Source organism: Lysinibacillus sp. NPDC092081 (assembly GCF_044755845.1).
Classification (GTDB): Bacteria; Bacillota; Bacilli; order Bacillales_A; family Planococcaceae; genus Lysinibacillus.
This window is the reverse complement of record NZ_JBIVRU010000001.1, coordinates 183,082-197,376: the sequence shown is the minus strand read 5'-3', so window position 1 is coordinate 197,376 and position 14,295 is coordinate 183,082. Positions and strand designations below refer to the sequence as shown.

The following is a 14,295-nucleotide window of genomic DNA, read 5'->3' as shown; positions in this document are numbered from 1 at the left end:
TCGATTATATACAGTTGTGTTTATTGGTGCGTCAATACATCTTCAATCAAAAATGCGATGTAGAGATTTGTTTTTGTAAATGGGCTACTTAAGTCCATATCTAATAGCGTTTCTATTTTTTTTATTTTATAAAGTACTGTGTTACGATGAATAAATAGACGTTCACTAATCCTACGGGTACTACCATTTTCCTCGAGAAAAATGCGTAAAAATTGTACATAATCTGAGTTATGCAATTCATCATAGCGATAAAGCACACCTAAGATGTCTTGGCTATATGATTTGATTAATGTTTGATTTTGCACGGCCATGATAATTTTGTAGGCACCAATTTCTTTATATTTATATAGGAAACGATTGTTATGAAGCTTTGCTAATTGGATTACTGTTAATGACTCATCATAACTTTTGCGAACATTTTCCAACTCTTTATGAAAATTTCCTTTACCAATGATAATATCCAAGTAACCATTTTTTTGCGTAATTTTGTCGTAAATTTCTTCAACAACTTTTGAGAAGGGAGTATTTGGTGTATTGATTTGTGCTCTGTCGATTAAAAAGATGAGGTGATTTTTATGCTTTAGTTTTAAGAAGCGTTTATATCTATTTTGAAATGCAAATTGGATCATGACCTCGTAACGGTCAATATTAGCTTGTGCACCATTTGTTGTACATGAAATGATGGCTAGCTCCCTACCTTGTGGAAAACCTAGTAGTGCTAATTGATCTTTAATATAGTTGGTGTTTTGTTTGTAGTGAAAAAGTAAGTTATAAAGAACCTTTTCTTCGATAGAAAGTTCTTGATGGTGATTGGCGATAAATTGAAATGTTGTTTTTAATAAATCTGCTATTCGGTAATTCCATGGCATGTGAAAAATAGGGAAATCATGTTCGTTGGCAAAAGTGATGACTGATTCTGGTATATTTGGAATATATGGGCCGGTGTTGATGATGAAACCTGCTACTTTTTTAGAGAAAGCTAGTTTTACAAGTTGCTCTAAGGAATCTCCTTCTGAAGATAAATTAATACCTGTAGTCACGACTAATTCATTAGGTCTACAAAACATAATTAAATCGATACTTTCTACTACGTTAATCCCTGTAACTCTCCGAAAAGTTCCGCTATGTCCAGCTACTATTGATATCATTGGGAATTGGACTCCCTCTACAATTTTGCGAATTGTCCCCATTTTCCTCCCCCTTATTATGAACATAACTTACCATATATTATGTGCAGATGCACATATTTTTTTAGGTTGCTATCTATATCTCATAATTTTTATCTTTTATAGAATGTGTATAACTACTGTGAAAGAGAGGACTTGCATATGTATAAGTGTAATAGTAGACGATTGCAAGAGTTAATTGAACAATTTAGTCAATTTGGAGCTACTGAAAATGGTGGCGTAACTCGTTTGTCTCTTTCGAATGAGGATGTATTAGCAAGAAACTATTTTTGTGAGTGTTGTGAAGAATTAGGGATGGACATCAAAGTCGATGATATGGGTAATATTTATGGCATCCTACCTGGGAAAAAGGATGTCCCTCCAATTGTTATGGGGTCGCATTTAGATTCCGTTGAAAAGGGTGGGAAATTTGATGGTGTATTAGGCGTTTTAACGGCAATAGAGGCTATTAGAACGTTAAAGGAAAACGAGATTGAGCTAGATATTCCTATAATGATTGTGAATTTTACGAATGAAGAAGGTGCTCGTTTTGATCCTGCAATGATGAGCTCTGGTGTCATCTCAGCTAAATTTGAAAAAGAAAAAATGCTGCAATCTGTCGACAAAAATGGCACTAGTTTCAAAGAAGCACTGCAAGCAAGTGGTTATGAGGGAGATCAAGAAAATCGTTTAAAGGAAGCACTTGCTTATATCGAATTGCATATCGAGCAAGGACCTGTTCTAGAGGCGAAGCAACTGGAAATAGGAGTTGTTGAAGGTGTATTAGGGATGGTTTGCTATGAAATTACGGTTTCAGGGCAGTCCAACCATGCTGGAACGACACCAATGACAATGCGTCAAGATCCGATGATCGTCACTTCAAAAATCATTACGTATTTACATGAGGAGCTCGGAAAAATTGATGAACAGTTAGTGTTTACCTTTGGCCGAATGAATGTTTCTCCAAATATTCATACCGTTATACCGAACAATGTGACATTTACGATTGATTCACGTCATCAAAAACCAGAGACCATGCAAAAGGTTGAGGACATACTGAATAATCTTCCTACAGAGGATATGGGCTGTAGCATTAAGCCAGTTAAGCTATGGGGTAGAGATACAGTCTATTTTGATCCTCATATTTGTAATGAAGTGGAAAGGGCTTGTCAGAGCTTCGGCTATACTGCTCATCGAATGTTTAGCGGGGCGGGGCATGATGCGCAATATATAGCAAGCATTGTTCCATCAGCGATGATTTTCGTACCAAGTATTAACGGTAAGAGTCATTGCGAAGAAGAGGAAACAACATTAGAGGATTGTGCGAAAGGAGCAGATGTATTACTTGAAACAGTGTTGACGCTGCAAACAAAGTTCAGTATGGGAGAGACCTACACGTTACATTAAGGTGTGTGTTGTGAATTGTCTTTCCTAACATTGTCATGATTGTGCATTCTCCATTATTTTACGAAGGGTGAGGGGCAGAATGAAAAAAATTATTAAAGGCGGACGAGTAGCGACAGCTGTAGATGTTTTTGAGGCAGATATTTTAATTGAAAACGGAAAAATTGTTCAAATTGGCAAAAATCTATCCGACGTTGGGGCAGAAGTTATTGATGCTACTGGTAAATATGTGATGCCCGGAGGAATTGATCCGCATACTCATTTAGATATGCCATTTAACAATACTGTAACAGACGATGATTGGAAATCTGGTACCATTGCAGCAGCTTTCGGTGGGACAACTACTATTTTGGACTTCTGCTTAACGGCTGGCGAGGAAAAACTTTCAGCTGCAGTTGAAAAGTGGCATGACAAGGCGAAGGGGAAATCAGCCATCGATTATGGATTCCACTTAATGATTGCTGATTTCACTCCTGAAACAGAAGCCGAATTGCCGCAAATCTTAGAGCAGGAGGGCATTACTTCTGTAAAAGTATTTATGGCTTATGCGAAAGAATTTCAAGCAACAGATCGCACCCTTTTTAAGGCTTTTAAAATAGCGAAAGACCTCGGTGCTGTTGTTATGGTGCACTGTGAAAATGGTTCTGTTATTGATGAGCTTGTAGAAGAGGCGCGACGTGCAGGTCATAAGGAACCGATTTATCATGCGCTCACTCGTCCAGCTGAATTAGAAGGCGAGGCGACAAAACGTGCGATTGAGTTAGCCCATATTGCTGGCGCTACTCTTTATGTTGTTCATGTAACTTGTAAAGAGGCAGTAGATGAGATCATTGCTGCGCGTGAAAAAGGCTATGACGTCTACGGTGAAACATGTCCACCATATTTAACTTTGGATCAATCTGCTTTAGCACAACCAGGTTTTGAGGGTGCAAAATATGTTTGGTCCCCACCACTTCGCCCGAAATACCATCAGGATCATTTATGGAATGCTCTAAAAGCAAAACAACTACAAACAATTGGCTCGGATCAGTGCTCATTTAGTTTTAAGGGTAAAAAGCAGTTAGGATTAAATGATTTTTCTAAAATTCCTAACGGTGGGCCATTTATTGAAGATCGCTTCAGTATTTTATATTCAGAAGGTGTAGCAAAAGGGAAAATTTCTATCAATGAGTTTGTCGATATGATTTCTACAAGTGCAGCAAAAATATTTGGTTTATTCCCGCAAAAAGGAACGATTGCAATCGGTTCTGATGCCGATATCGTTATTTTTGATCCAGAGGCAAAACGAGAAATTTCGGCTAAAACACATCATATGAACGTGGATTATAACCCATATGAGGGATGGGAAGTAACAGGAGAACCAGTAAGTGTACTAGTACGAGGAGAATATGTCATTAAAAATAAAGAATTTGTTGGTGTACTAGGTAGCGGGCAATATATAAAACGTGCATTAAAAACAACGGCTGCAGAAGCACTAAACATTTAGTTTGATGACCGATTGCTTTGGATGGAGAGCAGAGCAATCGGTTTCGTAATATTTTCATTTAGCTACAGAAGACTATCTATCCCTATACGTGGTGAGATGAATGTTGAATGTAGCTGTTTTCAATGGTTCTAACGTCAATTACGCCAAGGTGTAATTGATAAGAAGGAAAAAATGAACACATGAGGGGGATGTGGAAATGGCTCCGAATCTAGAAAATACAATGTCCCAACAGTTAAAACGTAATTTTATGGAATTGACTAGCAGGATGACAAAGAATGAGGCAATGGAGGAATCCAATCGTTGTCTTTATTGCTATGATGCACCGTGCATTAAAGCCTGTCCAACGAGTATTCAAATACCAAATTTCATAAAAAAAATTGCTTCTGGTAATATGAAGGGCTCTGCTACGACTATATTAGAAGCAAATCCAATTGGTGCAAGCTGTGCAAGGGTTTGTCCAACGGAGGAACTATGTGAAGGGGCGTGTGTGTTAAATTCCTCAACAAAGCCAATTAAAATCGGAGAGTTACAGCGCTATGCAACAGATTGGGCGATAGAATCAAATGTTCAGCTGTTTAAGCAAGGGCAAAGCAATGGCCAAAAAGTAGCGATTATTGGAGCAGGTCCTGCAGGCTTAGCGGCAGCTCGTGAACTTAGTCGTTTTGGCTATGCTGTCACAATCTATGAAGCTGAGGCAAAAGCTGGTGGTCTAGGTAGTTATGGAATTGTATCGTTCCGTTTACCAAATGAAGTCGTTGATTGGGAAATTGAACAAATTGAAAAGCTTGGTGTGGAAATCAAAACGAACACAACTGTTGGCGTGGATATTTCTACAGATGAGATTTTAGAGCAATATGACAGTGTCATTTTAGCGGTTGGTATGGGGGCTGTACCGAATTTGGGCATTGAAGGAGAAGACTTAGTCGGTGTACATGATGCTATCGAGTTTGTGAGAAAGACAAAAATGGGACCGCTTACAACGAGCGTAGTTGGACAGCGTGTAGCTGTTATTGGTGCAGGAAATACCGCAATCGACGGTGCGACAAGTGCTGTACGTTTAGGCGCTGACAATGTTCAAATCCTTTATAGAAGAACACAAAAGGAAATGACTGCTTACAAATTTGAATATGAATTTGCCAAACAGGATAGTGTGGAATTTAAGTGGCTAACAGCACCGAAAAAAATTATTGGCAATGAGTCAGGTGAGGTCGTAGGCATTGAATGTGTGAAAATGAAGCTCGGGGAAGCGGGTGCTGATGGTCGACAAAGACCTGAGGAGATTGAAGGATCCAATTTCATTATTGAAGTGGATACCGTCATTAAAGCAATTGGGCAAACACGTTTTGTGTCATTGATTGAAGCTTTTGGCTTACAGCATACAAATGGCGTTGTCGATATTGATGAAACGACAATGCAAACTTCGAATGACAAAGTATTTGCATGTGGTGATGTCGTCTTCGGAAATGGACAGGGCGAGGCGATGGTTGTAACAGCTGTGCAACAAGGAAAAGATGCAGCATACAAGATCCATGAACGTTTAACTTCTTTCAGCGGAAGTCTCCCTCCTCTATAGGTGGTGAGATGAATGCAGATTTAAGCTACTTTTCAACGAGTATCCAAACGCCCACTGAAATAGAGGAACTCAGTCTAAGAACGCCACGTCCTGTGGCAACGACTGAGTGACCAACGTCGTGTTGGCCCAAAGCCTCCGGCGAATGTCACGGAATCGGAAAGGAGTTCTTTGTGCTAGCACAAAGCCGATTCCAGACACAATTATGCCGAGGCATAATTGATAAAACCAAGTGAGATTGCATAAGGGAGGAACTACTATGGCAGACTTACGCATTGACTTAGCGGGCATCAAATCGCCGAATCCATTTTGGCTTGCGTCAGCACCACCAACGAATTCAGGCTATCAAGTACAACGCGCATTTGAAGCGGGGTGGGGTGGTGCTGTATGGAAAACATTAGGTGATCCAATTTTAAATGTTTCTTCACGCTTTGCAGCTGTTAGCTTTAATGGACAAAGAGTAGCAGGCTTCAATAATATTGAACTGATTACGGATCGTCCGTTAGAGGTAAATTTACAAGAAATATATGAAACGAAAAAAAGGTTTCCAAATCACGCAATTATCGCTTCCTTAATGGTGGAGCCAAAGCAAGAAAAGTGGCATGAGATTGTTAAACGAGTAGAAGATGTGGGTGTTGATGGTCTTGAGCTTAACTTTGGTTGTCCACATGGGATGGCAGAACGAGGAATGGGGTCTGCCTCTGGTCAAGTACCTGAATTGGTGGAAAAGCAAACGTACTGGGTGAAAGAGGCAGCGAAAACACCAGTAATTGTGAAGTTAACGCCAAACATTACAGACATTACTGTAACGGCAGAAGCGGCTACAAGAGGTGGAGCAGATGCTATTAGTATGATTAATACGATTAACAGCTTAGCGGGTGTCGACTTAGATACATGGAATACAGTGCCTCATGTAGCAGGAAAGGGTGCACATGGTGGTTATTGTGGTCCTGCCGTTAAACCAATTGCACTCAATATGGTGGGAGAGTGTGCCCGTAATCCATTAATCAATGTTCCAATTTCGGGTATCGGTGGTATTTCCAACTGGCAAGATGCTGCCGAGTTTATATTAATGGGAGCTACGGGCGTGCAAGTTTGTACAGCAGCGATGCATCATGGCTTTAGTATTGTTGAGGATATGATCGATGGACTCAATAACTATTTAGACGATAAAGGCATTGCCTCTGTCATGGATTTGGTAGGTCGCTCAGTTTCTAGATATTCCAATTGGGGTGACTTGGACTTAAATTATAAAATCGTTGCTGAAATTAATAACGATGTTTGTATTAACTGTAACAAGTGCCATATTGCATGTGAAGATACATCGCATCAATGTATCGATTTATATTCAGAAGATGGTCGCCCAATGCTGAAAGTTCGGGAAGAGGACTGTGTAGGCTGTAATTTATGCTCAATCGTTTGTCCTGTAGATGGTGCTATTACAATGGTTGAACGCAAATCTACAGTTCCATCAATGACTTGGAATGAACGTCAATCTTTGATTAGTAGTCTATCAAAGTAAATAAAACTTTCAAATAAACTGAAATTCCACCTTCCTTTAGCATTGTCGTTGAAGGAAGGAATAACCCCATGTAAGTTGTCACGAAAATTGGAAAAAAAGGAGAGATTATATGGAACGTGAAGGGAATTATTTAAAATCCCCAGATTTACTTCCAGTGACACATCAACAAAGAAATATTGGAACATTTGGTTTTGCAGTAATTTGGATAGGGATGGCAATTGTATTAGCGGCTTTTGCAATCGGTGGCTCGGCAATCATGAGCTTACCATTGCCAATGGTAATTTTAGCAACGTTAATTGGCTCTTGTCTAATCGGTGTATTTATGACGTTAATTGGTGATATAGGCATTGAACATGGCTTATCATTCCCAGTATATATGCGTGCTCCGTTCGGTACATTTGGCACACATATTCCGTCACTTGTCCGAGGTGTAACGGCTGCATGTTGGTTCGGTCTGAACACTTATTTTGGAGCATTAGCTATAAACGGCATTTTAAATTTACTTTTTAGTTTTGATAATTGGTTTATCTGTTTCATTGTCTTTGCAGCACTTCAGTTATTTAATACATCACTAGGTATTAAATCTATTGAACGCTTTGCAGATTTAGCAGCACCAGTTATTATTTTAATTTCCTGCTGGATGTATTATACACTGGCAGATCATGCAGTAGCTCAAGGGAAAAATATTTGGACGTGGGTGGAAGCACCAACAACAGGATTCGCATCCTTCACTGCATTTATGGTAGTGATTATGGCGAATATGGGATTTTGGGCAACGCTAGCAGCCGATATGCCTTCACTTTCACGCTTCTTTAAAGCACCAAAAAATGAACGCAACTGGTTCAAACGCAATAAAACACAGCTGGTCGGCTCATTAATCGTCATGCCGATTACAAATACTTTCATAGTGACAATTGGTGCTGTGTGCTATATGGCTGTTGCCTCAGCTGATCCGATCAATGCATTACAGCAAAGTGCAAGTGGCTTTATTTTAGGAATTTTACTGTTAATGATTGTATTAGCACAATGGTCAACTAACACCTCTGCAAATGTTATCCCAGCGGCAACAATTTTCTCAAATATCGGTGGTCCAAAAGTGCCGTTTTGGGTTGGGGTTGTTATTGCAGGAATAATTGGTATTCTAGCACAGCCTTGGAGTTTATTTGATGTGTTAGTAAATGCACTTTTAATTATCGGAGGAATTTTAACAGCAATCGTTGGAATTTTATTTGCTGATTACTATTTAATCCGTAAACGTCGCGTGCATGTAAAAGCACTTTATGACTTAGAGGGGCAATTTAAATATTGGAATGGCTTTAATTTAGCTGGTTTAATCGCTTGGATTATCGGTGGTGCAGTGGCAAATATATTCTCCACTTATTCCTCATTAATAGGGTTCTTTGTAGGGGCACTTGTATATTATGTATTAGCGAAGTATTGGTGGTTCAAAAAATACCCTCAAGCTGAGCTAGAAGATCCAAGTGATGCAAAATATTTAGGGATTACAGCTGGTTACAATTTGGATGAACTATTTGGACAGCAACAAGCGCCTGCTCCAACTGTTGTTCCAGATGAGAATGATGTCGTTGAACAACCAGATCCGCTGTTAGATATAAAAGGTGCTGAATAATATGAAACACCTACAGAATATCAAGAGGTTGATTAACGGAAAGGTGGAGTGATTGCATGTCAGAACATCAACAAAGCACAGAGGAAATTAAAAAAGTGGATCATTATTTAGATAGCGGCTTTAAAATCAAATATGTTTATGAAAATTTAAGTGGAATGTTTGTAGAATTTGCTCGTCAAGAAGAGGTTATTTTGCTGCAAATTCTAACAGCAGATGCACGCAAATACTTCTCTGCAAAGCTCCAAGAACAGACGCTATTGCAGTAACAAAGTAAACTCTATTCCATTCGATGGAATAGAGTTTTTTTATGGATAGAACAGCCAAAGTCGTGGATAGCCTCGTCAAAGTGACGGATAGAATCATCAAAGCGACGGAAAGAATCATCAAAGTGACGGATAGAACCGTCAAAGCGACGGATAGAGTCATCAAAGCGACGGAAAGAACCTTCGAAGTGACGGATAGAAATCAAAGCGACGGATAGAACAGCCAAAGTGACGGATAGAACCCCCGAAGTGACGAAAAAGAACACCAAAATGCTCAGAACCCTTGTCGTTGTGCAATAATTCGTGTTTTTCCTAAAAATACAATTGTGTTTTCCAACAGAATTTATTATTATTATAAGATAATTCATCGTAGAAAGAACTTTAGAAAGAGGCGTAATTTAGTGGCAAATAAAGAATTAAAAAGAGGATTAGAGGCACGTCATATCCAAATGATTGCTCTTGGTGGTACTATTGGCGTGGGTCTGTTTATGGGTTCTGCTAGTGCCATTCAGTGGACAGGTCCTTCCGTGCTCCTTGCATATGCAATAGCAGGTATATTTATCTTTTTCATTATGCGAGCAATGGGAGAAATGCTTTATGTGGAGCCAAGTACAGGTTCCTTTGCAACGTTTGGCTATAAATATATACACCCATTAGCTGGTTATTTAACGGCGTGGAGTAACTGGTTTCAATGGATTATTGTTGGAATGTCAGAGGTTATTGCAGTAGGAACATATATGCAGTATTGGTATCCAGATTTACCTGCATGGATTCCAGGTTTAATTGCAATGGTGATTTTAGGTGTTGCCAACTTTGTTTCTGTTAAATCTTTTGGAGAATTTGAATTTTGGTTTGCCATGATTAAAATTGTGACGATTGTTTTAATGATTGTTGCAGGCTTTGGACTTATTTTCTTTGGGATTGGTAATGGAGGCGTGGCAATCGGATTATCGAACCTTTGGAATCATGGAGGCTTCTTTACAGGCGGCTGGACGGGCTTCTTCTTTGCGTTATCATTAGTAGTTGCAGCCTATCAAGGTGTTGAGCTTATTGGGATTACAGCAGGGGAAGCGAAAAATCCTCAAAAAACGATTACGAATGCGATTCAAAGTATTATTTGGCGTATTTTAATATTTTATATCGGTGCAATCTTTGTTATTGTAACAGTTTATCCGTGGAATGAATTAGGTACGATTGGTAGTCCATTTGTTGCAACTTTTGCAAAGGTTGGAATTACCGCTGCGGCAGGAATTATTAATTTTGTTGTTATTACAGCGGCAATGTCAGGCTGTAATAGTGGAATTTATAGTGCAGGACGTATGCTATATACGCTTGCTATGAATGGACAAGCACCTAAATTTTTTGCGAAGCTTTCTAGTAATGGTGTTCCGATATTCGGCACAGCAGGCGTACTAGTTGGTTTAGTCATCGGAGTTATTCTAAGCTATATAGCGCCAAAGAATTTATTTGTATATGTATACAGTGCAAGTGTATTACCGGGGATGATTCCTTGGTTTGTTATTTTAATAAGTCAAATACGATTTAGAAAAATAAAAGGTGAACAACTGTCAAAGCACCCGTTCAAAATGCCCTTTGCACCATTTACAAACTATATAACGATTGCTTTTTTAGTCATGGTGCTAATCGGTATGTGGTTTAATGATGATACAAGAGTTTCTCTTATTGTGGGAATTATTTTCTTAGCTCTTGTTATCATTAGCTATTATGTTTTTAGAATTGGAAAAGAACGTCCAACTAATAAATAATGAAATGTTAAAAGGGTGTATTTCTACTATGAGATACATCCTTTTTAGTTTTGTAACAACGATTTTACCCATTTTGCCTGTTTATTGTTAGCATCTTTAAAATGGGACAAAAGAGTAAATAATGTGTATCAATAAACAAAGGTTGATTTTCACTCCGAGTTGGCGCTTTCCGCGGGCTTGGCTTCAATCTCCTCGTCACTTCGTTCCTGCGGGGCTTTCAGCGCAAGCTAATCCCGCAGGAGTCACCACTCTCCGTGAAAAATCAACAGCTCCTCAACAACAGTATGAGTAGGCAAGCTGAACCAAAAGAGTATAGCTTTGATTAAACTATCAAAAAGATCCTGCTTATTAGGAATGTTTGATTATTTTCATCTAAGTAAGCTCTCTATAGATGAAAAAAGATGTGTTTCGACGCTCCTCATAAAATTTATCGGGGTCTCAAGATTAAATTTCAATACATCTTTACGCATTTAGGAATAGCGTTTTAGTAAAAAAGGACACTCCATTAATAATTGGATTGTCCCTTTTTACTACTTTTCTTTTCGCATAATAAAGCTTAAATGTCTGCCTGCCTGTTTATCTTGACGGTAGGAAAAACCTTCTAGGCTGAGATATGTGCATGTTGAATCAATCGAAATCTGCTTAGTTGGAATACCTGCAAGCTCACATTGTTTTTTGACAGTTTGTTGATTATCGATATGATATTTATTTGTTTGTGCATTGTAATACATAAAATCCTCAGCATAGCCTAGGTTGTGGAATTTTTCATAGACATCTGCATCCACCTCAAATTTCTGCTGACTAAGTGCCATACCGATTTGAACGTGAAAATCTTGTGGATTGCATTGTTCATGCTCCATCAAATGTTGGAAAAGTTTTGATGTGACTTCCTTGACAGTACCTTGCCAGCCTGAATGCACCACGCCAATAAGGCCATTGATTTCATTATAAAAAATGACAGGTACGCAATCTGCTGTAAAACTACATAAAAGTAAATTCGGCTCTACTGTATAAAGTGCATCGGTATTACTAATAGCAGTGTCCATTTGCTCTGCGCCGCGTCCTTTATCAGAAATCGTGACTTTATGGAAATTAGCACTATGTGTTTGTTGAGTGCAAATAAAATGATGTAAGTCACAATTTAAAGTAGCTGCTAATTTTTTTCGATTTTCTAGCACATCTGCCTCATTCACACATGTATGCAGTGCCATATTGTTGTGTTCTAGCTCGATGTCATCCTTTAAGGTTGTGCCTGCGATAAATTGTTCGTTATCAAAATAAATTTTATTTTTCATATTATCACCTCGTCTTACTATATATGATTGGTTAATGAATGTATAGGCGCTTACTCTTAAGATTTTTAAGAGCCTTGAGTATTTTCTACAATTTTTTTGACATAAACAATAGATTTCTTCACATATAGTATCGAAGATTCAATATTAGGGGGAAGGAGTTTGAAATATGACGAAAGAGATATTCTTACTAATTTGCCAATTAGGCTCGGGACTTTTTTGGATTATTACATACATACTCGTCATCAAACAAGGATTTCAAGATAAGAAATATGGCATGCCAATGGCCGCAATTTGTGCCAATATTTCATGGGAATTTATCTTTTCATTTATGTATCCGCAAAATGACTTGCAAAAGATTATTAATTTACTATGGTTTCTTTTAGACATCTTCATTATGATGCAATTTTTACGTTATGGTTTTAAGGAGTATAAAAAAATGATTCCGAGAAAGATATTTTATTGTTCTTTTTTCATAACACTCGTCATAAGCTTTTTCACGATTTTAGCGATGATGCATGAATTCGAAGATATGATAGGCATGTATGCCGCATTTTTACAAAATCTGATGATGTCAGGGCTTTTTATCGGCTTATTCATACAAAGAGGGAACCTAAGTGGACAATCAATGGGCATAGCCGTCTGTAAAATGATCGGTACTGTGTTTGCAGCAATTGGCTTCTATATGTCATTTAGAACACCATTGATTACTATTATTTCGCTTGCAACCCTGATTTATGATTGGATTTATATCGTATTAATCTATAGGTTTTATGTGAGGTATGCCAAATAAAAATTCCCTTCATCTTTAAAGAATAGCACTCTACAAAGTCACAACTTTGTAGAGTGTTTTTAACTTAAGAAGTTAAAGCCTCCGGCGGATGTCACGGATTCGGAAAGGAGTGGTTAAAGGATGTTAGCCTAAAATCATCGCATCCATGCGATAACGGCTAACTGACCTGGCATCATGCAGGCCTAAGCACAAAGCCGATTCCGGACGCCATTATGCCGAGGCATAATTGATTTTAAAAACAAATAAAAATAATGAAATGAAACACACTATTAGCAATACACGAATAAGATGTCTCTGTAGTATGACGATAGGGTAGGTGTTTTATGTTGAAAAGGAAGTGGATGACCACACTATGTATAATATGTACAATTGGGCTAGTTGGAGTTGGCTGTCAGGGGAAAACAACGGATGAGAAAAAACAAGAACAACAAGAGTCAGAGCAAAAAGCTGAGGATTTAAAAAAGCCTGTTACCTTTGAACAACAACAAACAAAGCCCGTCGTTGTTGAAATTGTGGAACCTTCTACAAAAGCCATCATTCAAACAATATCACCGAAAGAAATGGACTATGAACGTGATAGACAATCGTATACAAAACAAATTGAGCAATTAGTAAAAGAGTTAGCGAGAGGAAATGAAAAAACGGCCGGCTATGATAAACGTATGATGCTCGATAAGCTGGACGATCAAGGAAAAGTAATTAAGGGGAGTCCTTTAATTGTTTTAAAAGAAAGTGAATTAGTAGAGAAAATAGTAGAAGTATCAGCGACCGGCGGTAAAGTAGAGATGCCTCTTTATATTACAGAAAGCGGTTATTATTTTGAAGATATTCCTTCTTTAGAAAACGTAGTTGTTGCATCCTATACAACTTACTTCAATACCCGTGATGTAGGAAGAAATAAAAATATTGAACTTTCTGCGAAGGCAATCAACAATGTTATCGTTGGGAGTGAAGATTATTTTTCCTTCAATACAGTCGTTGGACCTAGGGACGAAGTAAATGGTTATCAGCCTGCACCAGAAATCATCAATAAAAAGGTTGTGATGGGTATTGGGGGAGGTATTTGTCAAACGTCCTCTACCTTATTTAACGCAGTTGATCAAATACCAGTAAAATTTGTAGAACGTCATCACCATTCTTTAGATGTTGGGTATGTTCCAAAAGGAAGAGACGCTACAGTTTCATATGGCGGCTTAGATTTTAGATTTCAAAATACTACTAACGTACCATTTTTAATCAAAGCTAACTATAGTAAAAATGCTCTTACAGTTGAGATAAGAACAGCAGAAAAATATGTAAAAATATTGAAAAAGCCATAGTAGTTTTTTCGAAGACACTTATGCCAATGGTGTCTTTTTTTAGGTGTCATGCTATAGTTAAATCGAGGTATTTCAGTATAATTT

General features: G+C 38.2%; 12 protein-coding genes. 9 read left to right on the top strand and 3 right to left on the bottom strand.

Annotation, left to right across the window (positions count from 1 at the left end; all coding sequences use genetic code 11):
• Positions 1-20 precede the first annotated feature (20 nt).
• Positions 21-1,190, bottom strand: a complete 1,170-nt coding sequence (locus tag ACIQLB_RS00985) for a PucR family transcriptional regulator (protein WP_400719873.1) — start codon at positions 1,188-1,190, stop codon at positions 21-23.
• 138 nt (positions 1,191-1,328) lie between these two features.
• On the opposite strand from ACIQLB_RS00985, the gene ACIQLB_RS00980 reads away from it, so the two are divergent.
• From ACIQLB_RS00980 to ACIQLB_RS00955, 6 genes are all read left to right on the top strand, one after another.
• Positions 1,329-2,573 (top strand): Zn-dependent hydrolase, encoded by a 1,245-nt coding sequence (locus ACIQLB_RS00980; protein WP_400719871.1) that lies wholly within the window; start codon positions 1,329-1,331, stop codon positions 2,571-2,573.
• A 79-nt stretch (positions 2,574-2,652) separates the two neighbouring features.
• Positions 2,653-4,056 (top strand): dihydropyrimidinase, encoded by a 1,404-nt coding sequence (gene hydA / locus ACIQLB_RS00975; protein WP_400719870.1) that lies wholly within the window; start codon positions 2,653-2,655, stop codon positions 4,054-4,056.
• A 196-nt stretch (positions 4,057-4,252) separates the two neighbouring features.
• Positions 4,253-5,629 (top strand): NAD(P)-dependent oxidoreductase, encoded by a 1,377-nt coding sequence (locus ACIQLB_RS00970; RefSeq protein ID WP_400719868.1) that lies wholly within the window; start codon positions 4,253-4,255, stop codon positions 5,627-5,629.
• Positions 5,630-5,885: 256 nt separating this feature from the next.
• Positions 5,886-7,148: an NAD-dependent dihydropyrimidine dehydrogenase subunit PreA gene (gene preA / locus ACIQLB_RS00965; protein WP_400719866.1), complete on the top strand. Its 1,263-nt coding sequence runs from the start codon at positions 5,886-5,888 to the stop codon at positions 7,146-7,148.
• A 109-nt stretch (positions 7,149-7,257) separates the two neighbouring features.
• Entirely contained in the window at positions 7,258-8,778 is a 1,521-nt protein-coding gene (locus ACIQLB_RS00960; RefSeq protein WP_400719864.1) for an NCS1 family transporter, read from the top strand.
• Positions 8,779-8,834: 56 nt separating this feature from the next.
• The gene (locus ACIQLB_RS00955) at positions 8,835-9,044 is read left to right on the top strand and encodes a hypothetical protein (protein ID WP_134019535.1); all 210 of its coding nucleotides are present in this window, start codon (positions 8,835-8,837) and stop codon (positions 9,042-9,044) included.
• A gap of 11 nt (positions 9,045-9,055) precedes the next feature.
• On the opposite strand, the gene ACIQLB_RS00950 is transcribed toward ACIQLB_RS00955, so the two are convergent.
• Complete coding sequence (locus tag ACIQLB_RS00950; RefSeq protein ID WP_400719862.1) at positions 9,056-9,268, bottom strand: hypothetical protein; 213 nt, start codon at positions 9,266-9,268, stop codon at positions 9,056-9,058.
• Between the two features lie 174 nt (positions 9,269-9,442).
• On the opposite strand from ACIQLB_RS00950, the gene ACIQLB_RS00945 reads away from it, so the two are divergent.
• Positions 9,443-10,807: an amino acid permease gene (locus ACIQLB_RS00945; protein ID WP_483869695.1), complete on the top strand. Its 1,365-nt coding sequence runs from the start codon at positions 9,443-9,445 to the stop codon at positions 10,805-10,807.
• A gap of 530 nt (positions 10,808-11,337) precedes the next feature.
• Here ACIQLB_RS00945 and pgeF read toward each other — a convergent pair.
• On the bottom strand, positions 11,338-12,102 hold the full coding sequence (pgeF, locus tag ACIQLB_RS00940) for a peptidoglycan editing factor PgeF (protein ID WP_400719860.1): 765 nt from the start codon (positions 12,100-12,102) through the stop codon (positions 11,338-11,340).
• 166 nt (positions 12,103-12,268) lie between these two features.
• Between pgeF and ACIQLB_RS00935 the strand changes: the two genes are divergently transcribed.
• Both ACIQLB_RS00935 and ACIQLB_RS00930 read left to right on the top strand, forming a co-directional pair.
• Positions 12,269-12,892, top strand: a complete 624-nt coding sequence (locus tag ACIQLB_RS00935) for a transmembrane-type terpene cyclase (protein ID WP_400719858.1) — start codon at positions 12,269-12,271, stop codon at positions 12,890-12,892.
• A 326-nt stretch (positions 12,893-13,218) separates the two neighbouring features.
• Complete coding sequence (locus tag ACIQLB_RS00930; RefSeq protein ID WP_400721628.1) at positions 13,219-14,211, top strand: VanW family protein; 993 nt, start codon at positions 13,219-13,221, stop codon at positions 14,209-14,211.
• The last annotated feature ends 84 nt before the right edge of the window (positions 14,212-14,295 follow it).